Annotated in this window: 15 protein-coding genes and 1 pseudogene; 3 read left to right on the forward strand and 13 right to left on the reverse strand. The window is 70.4% G+C overall.

The features are described 5' to 3' along the window. Positions 1 to 20 precede the first annotated feature (20 nt). The 9 genes and pseudogenes from ACFPLC_RS11940 to ACFPLC_RS11980 all read right to left on the reverse strand — a co-directional run bounded on the left by ACFPLC_RS11940 (position 21) and on the right by ACFPLC_RS11980 (position 9,882). Positions 21 to 1,133, reverse strand: coding sequence for an ABC transporter ATP-binding protein (locus ACFPLC_RS11940; RefSeq protein WP_378190319.1), 1,113 nt, complete (start codon positions 1,131 to 1,133; stop codon positions 21 to 23). Beyond that, positions 1,130 to 2,125, reverse strand: coding sequence for an ABC transporter ATP-binding protein (locus ACFPLC_RS11945; protein WP_378190321.1), 996 nt, complete (start codon positions 2,123 to 2,125; stop codon positions 1,130 to 1,132). Before ACFPLC_RS11945 ends, ACFPLC_RS11940 begins: the two co-directional genes overlap by 4 nt. A 6-nt stretch (positions 2,126 to 2,131) precedes the next feature. Next, entirely contained in the window at positions 2,132 to 3,061 is a 930-nt protein-coding gene (locus ACFPLC_RS11950) for an ABC transporter permease (protein WP_191312774.1), read from the reverse strand. Then, positions 3,058 to 4,059, reverse strand: a complete 1,002-nt coding sequence (locus tag ACFPLC_RS11955; protein ID WP_378190325.1) for an ABC transporter permease — start codon at positions 4,057 to 4,059, stop codon at positions 3,058 to 3,060. The genes ACFPLC_RS11950 and ACFPLC_RS11955 overlap by 4 nt, the downstream gene beginning before the upstream one ends. Before the next feature lie 88 nt (positions 4,060 to 4,147). After that, the gene (locus ACFPLC_RS11960; protein ID WP_378190327.1) at positions 4,148 to 5,827 is read right to left on the reverse strand and encodes an ABC transporter substrate-binding protein; all 1,680 of its coding nucleotides are present in this window, start codon (positions 5,825 to 5,827) and stop codon (positions 4,148 to 4,150) included. Positions 5,828 to 6,153: 326 nt separating this feature from the next. Beyond that, entirely contained in the window at positions 6,154 to 6,648 is a 495-nt protein-coding gene (locus ACFPLC_RS11965; protein ID WP_378190329.1) for a uridine kinase family protein, read from the reverse strand. A 46-nt stretch (positions 6,649 to 6,694) separates the two neighbouring features. Further along, positions 6,695 to 7,129, reverse strand: a complete 435-nt coding sequence (locus tag ACFPLC_RS11970) for a DUF2304 domain-containing protein (RefSeq protein ID WP_191312778.1) — start codon at positions 7,127 to 7,129, stop codon at positions 6,695 to 6,697. Positions 7,130 to 7,142: 13 nt separating this feature from the next. Continuing rightward, a complete protein-coding gene (locus ACFPLC_RS11975) occupies positions 7,143 to 7,844 on the reverse strand; it encodes a glycosyltransferase family 2 protein (RefSeq protein WP_191312829.1) in 702 nt (233 codons plus the stop codon). Between the two features lie 68 nt (positions 7,845 to 7,912). Beyond that, positions 7,913 to 9,882: pseudogene (locus ACFPLC_RS11980) on the reverse strand (DUF6541 family protein). Between the two features lie 166 nt (positions 9,883 to 10,048). Between ACFPLC_RS11980 and ACFPLC_RS11985 the strand changes: the two are divergent. After that, a complete protein-coding gene (locus ACFPLC_RS11985) occupies positions 10,049 to 12,109 on the forward strand; it encodes a DUF6541 family protein (protein ID WP_378190334.1) in 2,061 nt (686 codons plus the stop codon). 50 nt (positions 12,110 to 12,159) lie between these two features. Here ACFPLC_RS11985 and ACFPLC_RS11990 read toward each other — a convergent pair whose 3' ends face one another. Both ACFPLC_RS11990 and ACFPLC_RS11995 read right to left on the reverse strand, forming a co-directional pair. Beyond that, the gene (locus ACFPLC_RS11990) at positions 12,160 to 13,440 is read right to left on the reverse strand and encodes a lipopolysaccharide biosynthesis protein (RefSeq protein WP_378190336.1); all 1,281 of its coding nucleotides are present in this window, start codon (positions 13,438 to 13,440) and stop codon (positions 12,160 to 12,162) included. Further along, positions 13,437 to 14,456: a glycosyltransferase family 2 protein gene (locus ACFPLC_RS11995; RefSeq protein ID WP_378190338.1), complete on the reverse strand. Its 1,020-nt coding sequence runs from the start codon at positions 14,454 to 14,456 to the stop codon at positions 13,437 to 13,439. The genes ACFPLC_RS11990 and ACFPLC_RS11995 overlap by 4 nt, the downstream gene beginning before the upstream one ends. Before the next feature lie 71 nt (positions 14,457 to 14,527). On the opposite strand from ACFPLC_RS11995, the gene ACFPLC_RS12000 reads away from it, so the two are divergent. After that, positions 14,528 to 15,637 carry a UDP-N-acetylglucosamine 2-epimerase gene (locus ACFPLC_RS12000; RefSeq protein WP_378190340.1) on the forward strand — a complete coding sequence of 370 codons (1,110 nt, stop codon included), beginning with the start codon at positions 14,528 to 14,530 and terminating at the stop codon, positions 15,635 to 15,637. 56 nt (positions 15,638 to 15,693) lie between these two features. Further along, positions 15,694 to 16,248, forward strand: a complete 555-nt coding sequence (locus tag ACFPLC_RS12005; RefSeq protein WP_191312790.1) for a glucosaminidase domain-containing protein — start codon at positions 15,694 to 15,696, stop codon at positions 16,246 to 16,248. Here the strand turns inward: ACFPLC_RS12005 and ACFPLC_RS12010 are convergent. Then, the gene (locus ACFPLC_RS12010) at positions 16,202 to 16,678 is read right to left on the reverse strand and encodes a hypothetical protein (protein WP_378190342.1); all 477 of its coding nucleotides are present in this window, start codon (positions 16,676 to 16,678) and stop codon (positions 16,202 to 16,204) included. The two genes, ACFPLC_RS12005 and ACFPLC_RS12010, sit on opposite strands and share 47 nt — an antisense overlap. Next, complete coding sequence (gene recR / locus ACFPLC_RS12015; RefSeq protein WP_191312794.1) at positions 16,668 to 17,264, reverse strand: recombination mediator RecR; 597 nt, start codon at positions 17,262 to 17,264, stop codon at positions 16,668 to 16,670. The genes ACFPLC_RS12010 and recR overlap by 11 nt, the downstream gene beginning before the upstream one ends. Between the last annotated feature and the right edge of the window lie 3 nt (positions 17,265 to 17,267).

Raw genomic sequence — 17,267 nt, forward strand, 5'->3', positions numbered from 1 at the left:
CTTTCATAGGGAAAGCTGCGTCAGAGGATCTCGGCGGAGGTGCCGATGTCCGGCGGGCCCAGGTCGGGGTTGAGCGCCCCGGTCAGTTCCACCAGCTCCGGCTCCACCTCGTGCGGCTGGATGCGCCCGTCGCGGATCTCCTCCGCGTAGTGGCACGCCACCCGGTGGCCGCCGCCGATCTCGCGCAGCTGCGGGCGGTCGGTGTCGCACCGGCTCGCCTGCCGCCACGGGCAGCGCGTGTGGAACCGGCAGCCCGACGGCGGGTTGGCCGGCGACGGCAGGTCACCGGCGAGCAGGATCTGCTCACGGGTGTCCTCGACCTGCGGGTCCGGCACCGGGATGGCCGACAGCAGCGCCTTCGTGTACGGGTGCAGCGGATCCCGGTACAGCGAGTCCGCGTCGGTCTCCTCCACCAGCGCGCCCAGGTACATCACGCCGATGCGGTCGGAGATGTGCCGCACCACCGCGAGGTCGTGGGCGATCACGACGTAGGTCAGGCCGAGCTGGGCCTGCAGGTCCTCCAGCAGGTTCACCACCTGGGCCTGCACCGAAACGTCCAATGCGGACACCGGCTCGTCGGCGACGATCAGGTCCGGCTCCACGGCCAGCGCCCGCGCGATGCCGATGCGCTGGCGCTGCCCGCCCGAGAACTCGTGCGGGTACTTCCGCAGCGCCGTCTCCGGCAGGCCGACCGCGGCCAGCAGCTGCCGCAGCCGCCGCTGGGTGGCCTCCTTGTCCTTGTCGAGGCCATGCGCGTGCATGCCCTCGAGCAGGATGGACTCGACCGACTGGCGCGGGTCCAAACTGGACATCGGGTCCTGGAAGACCATCTGCATCCGGCGCCGGGCCTTCCGCAGCTCCTCGCCCTTGAGCTGGGCGACGTCGGTGCCGTCGAACTTCACGGAACCGGCGGTGGGCTCGTTGAGCCGCAGGATCGCCCGGCCCAAAGTGGACTTCCCGCAGCCGGATTCGCCCACCAGGCCGTAGGTTTCGCCGCGGCGGATGGCCAGGTCGACGCCGTCGACCGCGAACACGTGCCCGACCGTCCGGTCGAACACGATGCCGCGCTTGATCGGGAAGTGCACCTTGAGGTCGGTGACCTCGAGCAGCACGTCACCAGCGGGACGGGTCATCGGGCTCCTCCTCCCGCGGCGACCGCGGGCCGCACGGGGTTGTGACAGCGCAGCAGGCCGCCCTGGTCGGGCGCCAGCTGTGGCTGGACCTCGCGGCAGACCGGCAGCGCGTTGGGGCAGCGCGGCGCGAACGCGCACGCGTGGTCCCACGGGATGTTGTCGGCCACCGAGCCCCGGATGGGGATCAGCTTCTCGCCGCGGCCCGCGTCCAGGCGCGGGATCGAGGCGAGCAGGCCGTGCGTGTACGGGTGCCGCGGCTCGGCGAACAGCTGGTGCCGCCGCGCCCGCTCCACGATCTTGCCGCCGTAGAGGACGTTGACCTCGTCGCACAGCCCGGCGACGACGCCGAGGTCGTGCGTGATCATGATCAGCGCGGTTCCGGTGTCCTGCACCAGTTCCCGCAGCAGCGCGAGGATCTGCGCCTGGATGGTGACGTCGAGCGCGGTCGTCGGCTCGTCGGCGATGAGCAGCCGCGGGCGGCAGGCCAGCGCGATCGCGATCAGCGCGCGCTGCCGCATCCCGCCGGAAAGCTGGTGCGGGTACTCGGAAAGCCGCCGCGACGGGTCGGGGATGCCGACCTTGTCGAGCAGGTCCACCGCTTCCACGGACGCCGTCTTGCGGGACATCCCGCGGTGGCGCTCCAGCACCTCGGTGATCTGCAGCCCGATCGGGATGACCGGGTTCAGCGAGGACAGCGGGTCCTGGAACACCATGCCGAGGTCACGGCCCCGGCGGTCGCGCATGTCCTTGTCGGACAGCGTGAGCAGGTCCGTGCCTTCGAAGCGCACCGAACCGCTGACCTTGTTGCCGCGCTTGGCCAGCAACCGCATGATCGCCAGCGACGTCACGGACTTGCCGCAGCCGGACTCGCCGACCAGGCCGACCGTCTGGCCCGGCTCGACGTCGAAGCTGACGCCGTCCACCGCGGTGAACGGCTGCTCGCCGCGCCGCTGGAACACGACCGAAAGGTCGCGGACTTCAAGGAGTGCCATGGGTTCTCACCGCCTGTTCTTCGGGTCGAGGGCTTCACGGAGGGACTCGCCGAGCAGCGTGAACCCGAGCGCGACGATGATGATCGCGATCGCCGGGTAGTACGCGAGCTCGGGCCGGACGTCGAGGAACTGCCGGGCACCCTTGCTCAGCATGATGCCCCACTCCGCCCGGTTCGGGTCCGGGTCGCCCAGACCGAGGAACGACAGCGCCGCGGCCTCCAGGATGGCGGTCGCCAGGGTCAGCGTGGCCTGCACGATGACCGGGCCCAGCGAGTTCGGCAGCATGTGCCGGAACACGATGGTGCCGCGCTTGACGCCCAGCGACGTCGCCGCGAGGACGTGGTCGCTGCCGCGCTGCACCAGCATCGAACCGCGCAGCAGCCGCGCGAAGATCGGCACGCCGATCAGCGAGACGGCGAGGATCACCGTCCACTGGCTGGGCTTGGCGAACAGCGCCGCCACCGAGATCGCCAGCAGCAGCGACGGCACCGACAGCATGACGTCGACCAGTCGCATGAGGACGGTGTCGACCCAGCCGCCGAACGCGCCGGCCAGCCCGCCGATGATGATGCCGAGGAGCACGCCGATCACCGTCGCCAGCACGCCGACGAGAAGGGTGTTCTGCGCGCCGACGATCAGCCGGGACAGTTCGTCGCGGCCGAAGTCGTCCACGCCGAGCGGGAAACCGGGACGGCTGCCCGGGATGATCCCCTGGCCGAGGGCGACCTCGCCCTGCAGGTAGCGCTCGAACGGGTCCTTGGGCGCGATCAGCGGCGCGAACACCGCCAGCAGCACGAACAAGCCGGTGATCACGCCACCGGTGATCGCGACCGGGCTGCGCAGCATCCGCCGCAGGGCTTCGCGGCCGAGGCTGTTGCCGCTCGCCGCGGCCAGCTTGTCGATCGGCTCTTTCTTCTTGTTCAGCAGAGTGTTCATCGCACACGCACCCTCGGGTCGATGATCCCGTACGAGACGTCGACCAGCATGTTCACCAGGACGTACACCAGCGCGCCGAAGAGCAGCAGCGCCTGGAGCCGGGGGTAGTCACGCCGTTCGATGCCTTCGGCCAGCAGGAATCCGAGGCCGCGGAAGTTGAACACCCGCTCGGTCAGCACCGCGCCGCCGAGCAGCGCGCCGGTCTGCAGGCCGATGGTGGTGACCACCGGGAGCAGGCCGTTGCGCAGCACGTGCCGCCGCCGCACGACGGGCTGCGTGAGGCCCTTCGAGTTGGCCGTGCGGATGAAGTCCTCGTTGAACACTTCCAGCACCGACGCACGGGTGATCCGGGTGATCACCGCGAGCGGGATGGTCGCGAGCGCGAACGCCGGGAGGATCAGGTGCTTGATCGCGTCCCAGACGGCGTCCCACTCGCTGGTCATGATGCCGTCGAGGACGGCGAAGTTCGTGATGGCGGTGGCGTCGAGCCCGGCGGTCTGCCGGCCCTGCGAAGGCAGGCCCAGCGGGCCGGCGAGCAGGTCCTGCATCATGTAGCCGAGGAAGAACACCGGGACCGCGACGCCGATCAGCGTCAGCACGATGATCACGTTGTCAGCGGCACCACCGCGGTAGCGGGCCGAGAGGTAGCCCGCCGGGATGCCGATGAGCACCGCGATGATCATCGCGGAGATGCCCAGCTCGATGGTGGCGGGCAGGAACGTGCCGATCTCCGACATCACCGGCTGGGTGGAGACCAGCGAGGCACCGAAGTCACCGGTGATCGCGCGGCCGAGGAACTTGAAGTACTGGACGATGACCGGCTGGTCGAGACCCAGCACGCGGTTGAGGTTGGCGATCTTCTCCGGCGTTGCCTTGTCGCCGAGGAGGGCGGCCGCGGGCCCTCCGGGCAGCGACCGTAGCCAGGCGAAGACCAGGATGGACAGGATGAGGAGCGTCGGGATCGCTTGTAGCAGCCGACGCACGAGAAAACGGAGCACTTGCAGTCCTTTGGATGGCAGCCCGCTGCTTACGGACATGGGGTGGGCGCGGTAGCGCCCACCCCATGCCTCGCGGCGCGTGGAACCGTCAGTTCACGGTGACGGTGTTGAACCGCTCGTCGGTCAGCGGGCTGGCGACCAGGCCCTTGACCTTCGGGCCGACCACGATCGCGGGCGGGCCGTAGGAAATCGGGATGGCGGGCAGGTAGTCCATGATCTGCTTGTTGACTTCCTGGTACGCCTTGGCGTGCGCGTCACCGGCGGGCGAAGCGTCCGCGGCGGCCAGCGCCTGGAACAGCTGCGGGTTGTCGAACCCGAACTCCGGCTTCTTGCGGCCGAAGAAGGTGCCGATGAAGTTCCCGGCGTCGTTGTAGTCACCGGTCCAGCCGAGCAGGTGCAGGTCGTGCTTGCCGAACTTCTGGACGTCGTCCTTGTAGCCACCGTTCCACGGCTTGGCGACCGGCTCGATCTTGATGCCGATGGCCTTCAGGTCCTCCGAGATCGAGGTGAACACGTCCGCCGGGTTCGGCATGTAGGGACGGGTGACCTCGGTCGGGTAGTAGAACTTCAGGGTCAGGTTCGTCGCGCCGGCCTCGGACAGCAGCTGCTTGGCCTTCTCCGGGTTGTACGGGTACTTGGTGACCTCGTCGGTGTAGCCGGAGATCGTCTTGGGCACGAACTCGGTGGCCACCTCGGCACCTTCGGGCAGCTTGCTCTTGACGAACTGCTCGCGGTTGATGCCGTAGGCCAGCGCCTGGCGGACGCGGACGTCCTTCAGCTTCTCGCCGGCCTCACCGGACTGGTTGATGCCCATGTAGAGCACGTTGAACGGCGGGCGCACCAGCACCTGCTCGCCCTCGTTGCGCAGCAGGCCGTAGTCCGCGGGCGCCGGGTAGTCGTAGCCCTGGATGTCACCGGCCTTGAGCGCCTGCTTGCGGGCGTTCTCGTCCGGGATGACCTTGAAGATCAGCTTGTCGAGCTTGGCCGTCTGGCTCGGGCTCTGGTCGTTCTTGGACAGGACGATCTCGCCCTTGCCCTGGTCCCAGCTGTCGAACTTGAACGGGCCGGTGCCGACCGGGTGCTTGTTCGCGTACTCGCTGTAGGTGAACGAGTCACCGGACTGGGTGACCTCGTCCGACTTGTACTGCTTGAGCGCGGTCGGGCTCTGCATCGCGAACGACGGCAGGGTGAACGCCGCGGGGAACGCGCCCTTGGCCTTGTTGAGGTTCACGACCGCGGTCGCCGGGTCCTTGGCTTCGCAGCTCTTGTAGACCGGGTCGCTGTAGTCGTCGCTCTCGTTCTTGGCGAACCCGCCGAAGACATCGGCGTAGTAGATCATCTGGCTCTGGGCGGCGGCGCCCTTCATGTTGTACCAGCGGTCGAAGTTGAAGCAGACCGCGGTCGCGTCGAAGGCGGTGCCGTCCGAGAACTTCACGCCCTGCTTGAGGGAGAAGGTCCAGGTCTTGCCGTCGTTGCTCGGCTCCCACTTCTCGGCCAGCGAAGGCTCGAGGTCGGCGGTGCCCGGCTTGTTCTGGATCAGCGTGTCGAAGATCTGGCGCGTGATCCGGAAGGTCTCGCCCTCGTCGTTGAAGATGGGGTCGAACAACTTCGGGTTACCGGCCGCGCCGAAGATCATGGTGCCCCCGGAACCACCCCCTGCGCCCTCTTCACGCTTGGATTCCGCACAAGCCGACAGCGAAACCGCGAGCGCGCCGGCGAGCCCGATCAGGGCCACGCGGCGTGTTCGGGTCAGCCGCAATTGCTGCATCTGGCACCCCTTGGGAGATGTTCGGGTTCAAAGTCACCGTCCGGTCGGTCAGGAACTCGACGGACGATCGGTGTGCTCGCCGACACTAGCGGGAACTCGGCCCGCACTTAAGCACGTGAGGTTACGATCGCGCTACGTGGACGTCGATTTGACCGCAATGTGTCCGTAAATCGCGACAGAATGTGACCATTTGCCGTCTTCGGCTGCACCCGGTGTCCGATCCCTGACACAGATGGCGGTACCGACATTGATCCGGACGTGTATCCGGCTACGGACCGCTGGATCGATCCGGAGCTTTCGCACACGCTGCGTGACCGACTCGTCCCCTACGAAAGTCGGGTTCCCGCGGCTTCGGGGGTCCGGTCGACGGCGAACCAGCCGCGCTCGAACCGTTGCCACCGCGCCAATGCGGCCCGTGCGGCCGCGCCGTCCCGGGCGACGGTCCTGGCCAGCCGCTCGGCGTCAGAGCCGCCGGAGAGCCAGCAGAGGTGGGAAAGCAGGGCTCTGGCCGAAGCCCGGCCGCTCGAAACGCCCTCCAGCACCAGGACGTCCGGCACGCTCACCTGGACGAGTTCACCCGGCCGCGGGGCCCCGGTGGACCAGTCCATGCGCCGGTACGCCCCGGGAAGGCCGTCGGCCAGGGGACGCAGGACGCCGCCGGCGAGCCGGGGCCACCACGAAACCGGGTCTTCCCACGTCGCGAAGGCGTCGGTGCTCACCAGGGCCGTGCGGCACCCGCGCGCGGTCAAGCCGTCGACGACGTGGGCGGCCAGCGTGGACTTGCCGGCGCCGGACGGGCCGTCGATGGCCAGCACGCGCACCCGGCCCAGCCGCGCGGGAGCGGCGAGCAGGGCCTCGACCAGGACGTCACTTGCTGACGCGTTCGACCTCCGGAAGCCCTTTGACGTCGTCGGGCGCCGCCGTCTTCGCCTCCAGCTCGGCGATCCGGCTCGCCAGCTCGCGCCGGGTGTCTTCCAGCTCGCAGCGCAGCAACGCGATCTCCTCGACCGAGGTGCGCACCTCCTCCTCGAGGTGCCCGGTCTCGGTGGACAGGTGCAGCGACACGAGCGCCAGGACCACCCCGGCCAGCAGGAAGACGAAGTTGGACGGCGTCTCCACCCCGGTCAGCCGGGCCAGGAACTGCGCGGCCGACGGGATCACGGCCAGCACCACGACACCGATGGCGACGACCAGCCACACGCCCGCGTACTTCTCCCGCAGCTTGCGCCGCCGCATCATCTCGATGACGACGAAGAGCACCAAGCAGGCGATGACGATGCTGAGGATGCGCCAACCGGCCATCTTCCCAAGCTCCTTATGCCGAGTCCGACGAGTCGACCGCGGGACGGCGGCGGACCAGCGCGAGCAGCAGTGCGAGCCCGGCGCGGCCCAGGTAGACGGCCGACTTGACGGGCGAGTGGCTGGGCGTGCCGCCCGCGCGCTCGCGCATGATGACCGGGATCTCCTTGATGACCAGCTCGGCCCGGATGGCCATGACCAGCGACTCGACCGTGTCGCCGAGGTATTCGGCCGGGTAGTAGCCGGCGAACAGCCGGATCGCGCGCGGTCCCATCGCCTTGAAACCCGACGTGACGTCGGTGAGCCTGGTCTTCGCCAGCCGCGAGAACACGATCGACAGTGCGACCATGGCGTACTTGCGCGGCCCGCTGGCCTTGTAGGCGCCCTTGCCGGCGAACCGGGAGCCGATCACGATGTCCGCGTCGTCCAGGCCGCGCAGCAGCGCGTCGAGCTCGTCCGGGTCGTGCTGACCGTCGGCGTCCACCTGCACGACGACGTCGTAGCCGCGGGTGGCGGCGTAGCGGAAGCCGGTGCGCATGGCGCCGCCGACCCCGAGGTTCACGGCGAGCCGGGCCACCTCGGCGCCCGCGGCGCGGGCCAGCTTGGCGGTGTCGTCCACCGAGCCGTCGTCGACGACCAGCAGGTCGGCCTCCGGACGGGCGCGCTTGACGTGCTCGATGACCGACGCGACGCTCGCCGACTCGTTGAGAGCGGGCATCACGATGAGCACGCGGCGGCTGGTCACCGAGGTCGCCGGGGTCACAGACACGCTGACACTTTAGCTCTTCACCGGCCGTCGCCCGCCGCGGACCCGGGCGCGGCACCGGCCGCGACGACGTCCTGCTGCCCCGCGATCTCGTAGATCGCGGCACCGGCGTTGCGGTAGACCAGCTTGAACCCCGGAGCGGTGTCCAGGTCGAGCAGACCGGCGTCGTTGTGCGCGTCGGGAACGGCGTTGCCCTGGCCGACGAAGGCGTACCGTACCTTGAGCTCCCGCAGGATCTTCCGGACCCGGGGTCGGCTTCCAGGCGGTTCGCGTGCGCGCTGACGTACCCGATGTCGCTGGCGGGCTCGGCGCCGTAGTAGTTCCACTGGGTCGGGTGAATGCCCTGGAGCGCGTACATCCAGACCGACCCGTCGAGGCGGTCGTTCAGGACGCGCTCGCCGGGGACCGTGTGCCCGGCCAGCCAGGCGAACGCCGTCTCCTCGTCCGCGCTCACCGCGGGGAAGCCGCGGTAGCCGATGTTCACGTGGACGGTGTTGATGCCGACGTAGGCACGGCTGAACCCGCCGATCACCGCCGCGAGCAGCACCACGCCGGCCAGCACGGGCGCGGCCGGGTGCAGCTTCGGCAGCCGGGGCCGGACCTTCGCCGCGAACCACGCCGTCGCCGTGTTGACGAACTCGCCGAAGCCGACGGCCCCGATCAGCGGCAGCAGCGCCGCGATCCGGTAGTTGTCGTTGTAGAACGGTCCGGTCAGCAGGTGGACCAGGCCGTTCTCCATGGAGACCGTCGCCGCGTACAAGCCGCCGAGGACGACGTACGCGCCGACCAGCCAGACCACCTTCCGCTGCCGGGCCAGCAGGACGACGCCGACGACGGCGGGCAGGCCGATCCACCACTGCGGGAAGTCCGCCATCGGCGAGAACGTGACCGCCTGCCCGACCGCGCCGGTCACCGTCGCCGCGTTCGACCAGACCGCGGACGTGACGCCGCCGGCGTTCCAGAGCGACGGCAGCACCTGGGGCAGGCCGAGCCCGATGGCGAGCAGCGCGGCCGCCACCAGCGACGGCCAGGCGCGCCGCCAGTCGATCGGCTCGAACCGGAAGAGCACCGCGGCCAGGATCAAGACGCAGTACACGACGAGGACGAACACGACGCTGGTGTGCAGCGCCGCCAGTCCCCCGACGCCGACCCCGACGGCCAGCGGCCCGGTGGCCCCGCCCGGCTCGAGCAGCAGGCGGACCACCGCGAGCATGGCCGGGACCAGGGCGACACCGGCGGCGTACGGCCAGACCGGGCCGTGCCAGAACAGGTCGTAGGGGAACGAGGTGAAGCAGGCGGAAGCCGTGGCGGCCGCGGCCGCCGTCACCGGCGGCAACCGCCACGCGCGGCACATCGCGGCCACGCCGAGCGGCACCGCGAAGGTGACGGCGATCGACGCGAAGTTCAGCAGCGGCATCACGCTCAGGCCGCCCTTGCCGAAGAGCACGGCGAGCAGCGCGTGGTAGGTGTCCGGGTAGAAGTAGTGCGTCTCGTCCGGCAGGTTCGCGATGGTGCCGATCGTGGACGGGCGCGCGTCACCGCGTTCGGCGATCCAGCGGACGAGGTTCGCGTGGAACGCCGCGTCCCAGTCCTGGTTCACCGTGCCGGGTGAACCGATGCCGCGCAGCACGGTGACCGTGCCGATCGCCATCCCGGCCGCGACGCCGAGCGCGGTCAAGGCGTGCGCGCGCCAGGACCACCGCGGGCGTCCGGGCGGGACCGCCTCGGCGTCCGGACGGCGCCGCCGGGTGAACCGGGCCACGGCCCAGGTGATCGCGAAGCCGGCGGCCGAAACCACGAGCGTCCACAGTGTCAGGGAGAGCGCGGTCCACCGGACGCCCGCTCCGCCGAGCAGCGGGATGCCGAGGGCCACCACCCCGAACGTGAGGACCGGCGCCGCCGCGCCCAGCGTCCAGCCGCGCAGGCCGATCGCCGCCCCGAAAACGGCGCCCGGCAACCAGAAAGCGGCCAGAACGAGCAGAAACCCCATTGTCCCTTCCCATTTCGCCGTGATCCGTCCCGCGATCGCGGTGCCCGCTTCCGGACGGCGGCGGCCACGCTACCGTGCACGTCAGTTCGCTGGTCACCCGCATCCTCGGCACACCGCGGCCCCCCATAGACTCCGGGCGTTGACGGCTTTGTTGATCGGAGAAGGCATGCTGTCCGAAGCTGTCCGGCTGGCCGTGGGAATCCTGGTGGTATTGCTCCCCGGATTCTTGATTCTGCTGGTCACCGGTGTACGCGAACGGTTGTGGCTCGCGGGTCTCTCGGCGCCGTTGACGACCGGGTTCGTTCTTTTGGTGTCCCTCTTCACGGGGGTGACCGGGCTCCGCTTCGGACTGCTGACGACGATCGTCGCGCTCGCGGTCGTCCTGCTCGTGCTCGGCGGCGTGCGGTGGCTCGTCCGCCGCCGTCGTCCGGTCGCGGCGCCGGTCGAGCCCGCCGAAGACCCGCGGCTGCGCACGCTGACCGGCCGGGCCGGGACGGCGGCCCAGGTGCTGGGCGCGCTCATCGCCGTCGCCGGGGTCGGCCTCGGCGTCCGCCTGTGGCACAAGGGTCTCGGGTCGTGGCGGACGCCGACCCAGGAGCACGACACCGTCACGCACGCCGTGCTGACCGCCTTCACGCACTTCACCGGCAAGGCCGCGCCGTGGCAGATCCTGCCGATCGACGTCGTGCACGACACGAACGTCCAGTTCTACCCGCCCGGCTTCACCGACCTCTGCGCCCTGCTCACCGACATCTTCGGCGACACGATGCTGTCGCTGAACCTGGTGACCGTGGTGTTCTCGGTGGTCGTCCTGCCGCTGTCGGTGGCCGCCCTCACCGCGGCGGTGCTCCGGCACGGACGGCTGGGCCGCGGCTGGGTCGAGCTCGCCGCCGGCGTGGCCGCGCTGGTCTCCGTGCAGCTGTACCGCCCCGGCATCGCCTTCGCCCACGACGGCGGCGTCCTGCCGAACGCGGCCGCGATGACGCTGATGCCCGGGCTCGTCGCCGTGATGCTGGTGCTGGGCAAGCGCAACTGGGGCCGCGCGGTGCTGGTCGGCGTCGCCGCCGCCGGGGCGTTCAACGTGCACCCGAGCGCGCTGACCTCGGTGGCGCTGACGACGGTCGCGGCCCTGATCGGCCTGCTGTTCACCAAGGCGGGCCGGCTCGCCTTCGTCCGCGCGCTGCTGCCGCTGGTGCTGACGGGGGTGGTCGCCGTCGTCCTGATCGTCCCGGACGTGCTGGCGCTGCTGCGGCTCGGCGGCGGCACGGTGGTCGACGCGCCGGCCAACATCCCCGGCTCCCCGCTGGGCGAGTCGGCCGAGCTGCTCGCCCGGCTGCCCTACGGCGGCTACTTCGACCCGAGCGGCGCGATGGGCCAGCCGGCGCTCGGCCTGCTGGGCCTGGCCGGTGTCGTCGCCGCGCTGCTGTCGCGGCGGGCGTGGCCGCTGCTGACGGCCTGGCTGTTCTGGGCCGCGGTCGTGGTGAGCTTCCACTTCTCGCCCAACTCCGGCTTCGGCGCGACGATCGGCCGGTACTACTACCGCGTCGCCAACCGCCTCGACACCCACGTCTACCTGCTGATCCCGCCGCTGGCCAGCGTGCTGTTCGTGGCGCTGGGGCTGGTCGTCGTCGCGGTCCGGAAGGGCAACCCGGTTCCGGCGCGGCTCCGGCCGGCGGTGGCGTTCGGGCTGATCGTGGTGCTCCTCGGCGCGCTGACGGTGACGACGTTCCGCGGCTACATGAACACCGGCGCGCTGTCGCTGAGCCAGCGCTACGCGACCCCGCAGTTCGTCCGCTACAACGCGGCGGACGACGCGGCGGCGAAGTGGCTGGACCAGAACGCGGCCCCGGGCGAGGCGATCCTCAACAACGCGAACGACGGCTCGACGCTGTTGTACGTCGACTACGACCTGCCGATCCTCAACATCGTCCCGGACGGGCACAGCCCGATCGAGGACAACATCACCCTGCTGGCGAAGTTCCGCGACTTCCCGGACGACCCGCAGGTCCAGAACATCCTCCGGGCGAAGAACGTCCGCTGGGTGTACGTGGATTCGTCGGCCCCGACGGTCGGCACGGACGGCCACCACTGGACGGGTCAGCTGACCTACAGCCTGGCGCCGGGGCTGAGCGGGCTGGCCGGACTCCCGGGCCTGACGAAGGCGTTCAGCTCGGGCACGGTCACCGTGTACCGGCTGGACCTCCCGCAAACCCCACCCCGCGGCTGACGTTCTACCGCGGCAGGTCGTGAGTGGGAACAGGGTTAGAACACTGTTTCTCACTCACGAGGCTCGACGGGCTGGGGCGCCCGGCGCAGGACGAACGCCAGCACCACGGCCAGGCCCAGCGTCGGCGCCGCGGCCAGGGCCACGACCGCGCGGAACACCGGCTCACCCGGCAGCAGCACCAGCATCAGGGACGCCGTTCCGGTGACCACGGCCCAGGTGACCAGCACCAGTTTCGCCTGGGTGCGGGCGATCAGCACGGCCGTGAGCAGCTGCATCGGCACCAGCAGCACCGACGACCACACCAGCCCCGCCACCGACCAGCCGTCGATGTCGTACTCCGGCCCGCTGACGGTCCGGACCGCCCACGGGCCGAGCCACATCCCGACCAGGGCGCCGAGCGCGGCCAGCCCCAGCGACGCCGCCGCGCCGAGGGCGAGCACGCGGCGCAGCCGGTGACGGCCCTCCTCGGTGACCGAGAGCCGGACGACGAACGGCACCGCCAGCGACTGCACCGGCCCGATCAGCGTCAGCGGCAGCCGGGCGATGACCAGCGCGGCGAACAGCGAGCCGACCCGGTCGCGGTCCCCGCCGGGCGCGAGCAGGCCGACCAGCGCGGGGTAGCCCGTGATGACCGCGGCCGTGAGCGCGGCGCCGACCAGCAGCATGCCCATCCGGCGGACCGTGACGCCCCAGCCGTCGCCCTCGACGTGGACGTCCAGCAGCTGCCGGGCCGGCCGGGCGAACAGCAGCCAGGCGAACGACCCGGCGGCGACCGCGATCGCCAGCGAAACGATGTTGTAGGCGACCGAGACGAACAGCACGCCCAGTATCAGCGCCCGTATCGCCGGTTCGGCCACCACGAGCAGCGAGAACGCCTTCACCTTGTGCTGCCCGATGAGCAGCCCGCGGGTGCCGAACTGGCACGCGAACGCGACCCCGCCGGCCAGCACGATCACCGCCAGCGACCACTCGCCGCGGAAGAGGCGTTCGTTGAGCGGCGGGATCAGCAGGGTCAGCGAGAACGCGGCCGCGACCACCACGCCGACCGCCACCGCCCGCAGGGCCGGGAGGCCCGCCTTGCCGCCGCCGAGCGCGGCCACCGCGGACTGGCGCGACAGCTCCTGCTCCAGCGGCGACAGCGCGCTGCCGAGGCCCATCACCAGGCCCCAGTAGGTCAGGAAGACCACGTACTCGTGCGGGGGCAGCAGGCGCTGGCAGGCCACCGTGAGCACGTAGCCGAGGCCGATCGACACGATCAGCGAGCCGCCAAGGCTCCCCGCCGTCGTCCGGCCGCCGGCCGCCGCGGTGCCGGGTTCCACTTCGGTGCTCATCGGCGGCGGAGCCGGGCGCGCACGGCCATGGCCAGCCCGCGCAGGACACCGGCGCCGAAGCCGCCGGCGAACACCGGCAGCAGCGTGGTGACCGCGCGGGCTTCGGGGCCGGTCGCGCCGCACTTCTTGACGACCTCGCCCGCCGCGACCGCGCCGAGGACACCGGCGGCGAGCGTCGTCTTCGGCTTCTTCGCGGCGAAGAACAGGCCGACGGCACCGGCGGCGAGCGCGCCGAACAGGGCGTTGCGGGCCGGGCCGGGCGAAGCGATGTAGGAGTCCACGTAGGTCGTGCCGCGGAAGTACGCCTGCTGCGTGAACTTCTTGAAGGAGTCGCGCCCGTGGTAGGTCGCCGACAGCTCCGGGGCGAGCCAGATCCGCTCGCGCTCGGCGATCCAGCGCAGCATGCGGGTGTCGTCGCTGGCGAAGCGGAGGTCGTCGAACAGCGACGCGAACGCCGTCACCGAGCCCTCGAGGAGGCCGCGGCGGGCGCAGAAGAACGTGGTGCCCTTCGGGTGGACGTCGAACTCCTCGATGCCGTACGACATCAGCCGCGGGTTCGCGCAGTACTGGCGCCAGGGCACCTTCACCAGGCCGGCCATGAAGCCCGCGTACGGGTTGTGTTCGGAGGCGACGTTGATGTGCCCGTTCCAGACCGCGCGCTCGGGGTGGTCGACGAGCTGGTCGCGCAGGAACGTCAAGGTGTGCTCGTCGACGACGACGCGGCTGTCGAGCAGGGCGATCCACTCGCCGGACGACTTGGCGATGCCCGCCCGCCGGGCCTCGAACCGGCCGGAGTTGGCCTGGCGCAGCACCGTGATGCCGTGGCGTTCGCGCAGGTCGTCGAGCCGGGACGGAGTGGCGTCCGTGCTGCCGTCGTCGACCACGACGACCTCGATCGGCCAGCTCGCGGCCGCCGCGGAGGCGAGCAGCGCGCCGACACTGCGTTCGATCCAGTCCTGCTCGTTGTAGACCGGGATCACGACGCTGAGCGAGGGGAGGAGCGGGTTCGCACTCACCGTGCCGAGGCTACCCGGCGGCTCCTGCGCCGGGTTGGCCAGTATCCTTACGCGACCGCACCCGACCAGAAATGGGCTTCACGGTGATTTCCTTCATTCTCGGCACCACCGCGGAACTGATCAAGATCGCGCCGGTCTACCACGGGATCCGCGAGCGCGGGATGCGGCCGAAGATCTGGTTCACCGCCCAGCACGTCGACGAGGTCGCGGACGTTCTCGCGGACCTGGACATGCCGGAGCCGGACGTCTGGCTGGTGCCGCAGGACAAGGCCCACAACCTCGAGTCGCCCGCGCAGGTGCCAGGCTGGGCCGCGCAGGTGCTGCGCACCGCGTGGAGCCGCCGCCACGAGCTGCGCGCCGCGCTGACCGAGGACGGGCGCCCGCCGCTGGTGCTGGTGCACGGCGACACGTTCACCACGCCGTACGGCTCGCTGATCGGCAAGCGGATCCTCAAGTCCCGCGTCGGGCACGTCGAGGCGGGCGCGCGGTCGGGCAGCATCCTCTCGCCGCTGCCGGAGGAGCTGAACCGCAAGATCGCGGCGAAGATCGTCGACATCCACTTCGCGCCGAGCATCCGCGAGGTCAACAACCTGCGCAACGCCCGCGGCGTGGTGGTCGACACCGAGGCGAACACGGCGATCGACGCGATGCGCCTGGCCATCCACCAGCCGCTGGACGTGCCGAATCTGCCCGAGAAGTTCGGCCTGGCCACGCTGCACCGCTTCGAGCTGGTGTCGCGCCCGGACAAGTACCGCGAGGTGCTGGAGATCCTGCGCGAGCAGAGCCGCAAGATGCCGATCCTGTACATGGCCGGCGCACCGGAGCGCGAGAAGATCCGCTCGCTGGGCCTGGGGAACATCTTCGACGACCAGTTCATCGTCCAGCCGAAGATGCGGTACCTGAAGTTCCTGCCGCTGGTGGCGCGCGCCGAGTACGTCGTCACCGATTCGGGTGGTCTTTCGGCGGAGTGCTACTACCTCGGCCTGCCGTGCGCGGTGCACCGCGAGCGCACGGAGACGCCGCAGCACCTCGGCGAGACGGTCGTGCTGACCGAAATGCGCGGCGACAAGCTGCAGAACTTCCTCGACACGTACCAGAACCGGCGCGGGGAGTCCTGGATGGACAAGTACCACCCGTCCGAGATCGTCGTCGACACGCTGGCGCAGCTCGGCTACTGCTGAGGTCTCTTTGGGGTGACCCCCGGTTTCTCCGGGGGTGAGCCGGGCAAAGTGTCGCCATGATCCACATCGGACTGGCGGCCGCGCTCGTGGTGGTGCCGCCCATCGACCAGGGTGCCGTTCGCGACGCCGCGCTGTCGGCGGGCTTCCAGGAGGCGTACGTCGGCGTGGCGGGCCCGATCGCCCAGGCGATCCACGCCGCGTACGACATCCCGGCGTCGGTCACGGTGGCGCAGGCGATCCTGGAGTCGAACTGGGGCCGCAGCAAGCTGTCGACGGCCGAGCTCAACCACTTCGGCTTCAAGTGCGTGACGCCGACGAGCCCGGGACCGATCGCGCTGAAGTGCGCGCGCTACCCGTCGACGGAGTGCGTTCCGGCGCCGTGTCACGCGGTGGACGCGTATTTCCGCTCGTACGCCTCGATCGGCGACTCGTTCCGTGACTACGGGCGATTGCTGACGACCTCGTCGAACTACGCGGCCGCGCTGCCGGTGCGGTCGGACCCGGACGCGTTCATCCGGGCGGTGGCGCGGAAGTACGCCACCGACCCGGAGTACGCGAACAAGGTCATCCGGCTGATGGACCTCTACGACCTGCGACGCTTCGACCGGTGAGCTCCTCCAGCTTCGCGAAGAACTCTTCCGCACCCGCCTCGAGCGCGGAAAGCAGCTTTTCCTCCCCGGTGACCGCAGTCTCGCGGTAGGGCCCGGCCAGGACGGTGATGCGGACCAGACCCGGCGGGACCGGCTCGAGCGTGAGGTACGCGGACTGGTCGGGGAACCGCACCTCGGCGCGCCCGTTTTCGCGGTAGCCGGCCACGAGGTCGGCCACGGCACCCCACAGCCCTGGGATGTCCGACTCCCAGTCCGGGCCCAGGAGGGCGACCGGCCCGATCGTCAGCTCGATCACGCCGGTCAGGTCGGCGCCGCGGCGCAGCTTGGGCAGCTCGGTGCAGTCCCGGATGTCGACGAACTCGACTTCCCGCCGCTGTTCGAAGGCGATCAGCGTCCGGACCGGCTCGACCGGCAGCCCGTCAAAGGGCACGGCGGCCCGACAGCGCCCGGCCGAGGGTCAGCTCGTCCGCGAACTCCAGGTCGCCGCCCATCGGCAAGCCCGACGCCAACCGCGTCACGCTCAGGCCCGGGAAGTCCCGGAGCATCCGGACCAGGTAGGTCGCCGTCGCCTCGCCCTCCGTGTTGGGGTCGGTGGCGATGATGATCTCCTTGATGTCCGCCTCGCCGATGCGCTTGAGGAGCTCGCGCATCCGCAGCTGCTCCGGGCCGATGCCCGAAAGCGGGTCGAGCGCGCCGCCCAGGACGTGGTAGCGGCCCTTGAACTCGCGCGTGCGCTCGACCGCCAGGACGTCCTTCGGCTCCTCGACCACGCAGATGACCGTGAGGTCGCGGCGCTCGTCGCGGCAGATGCGGCACTTCGGGTGCTCGGAGACGTTGCCGCAGACCTCGCAGAACTGCACGCCCTCCTTGACCTTGCCGAGGACGTCCTGCAGCCGCGCGATGTCGGCCGGGTCGGTGGCCAGCAGGTGGAACGCGATCCGCTGGGCGCTCTTCGGCCCGACCCCGGGCAAGCGCCCGAGCTCGTCGATCAGGTCCTGGACGACACCTTCGTACAAGTT

It is taken from the genome of Amycolatopsis plumensis (assembly GCF_042652605.1).
Lineage (GTDB): Bacteria > Actinomycetota > Actinomycetes > Mycobacteriales > Pseudonocardiaceae > Amycolatopsis > Amycolatopsis plumensis.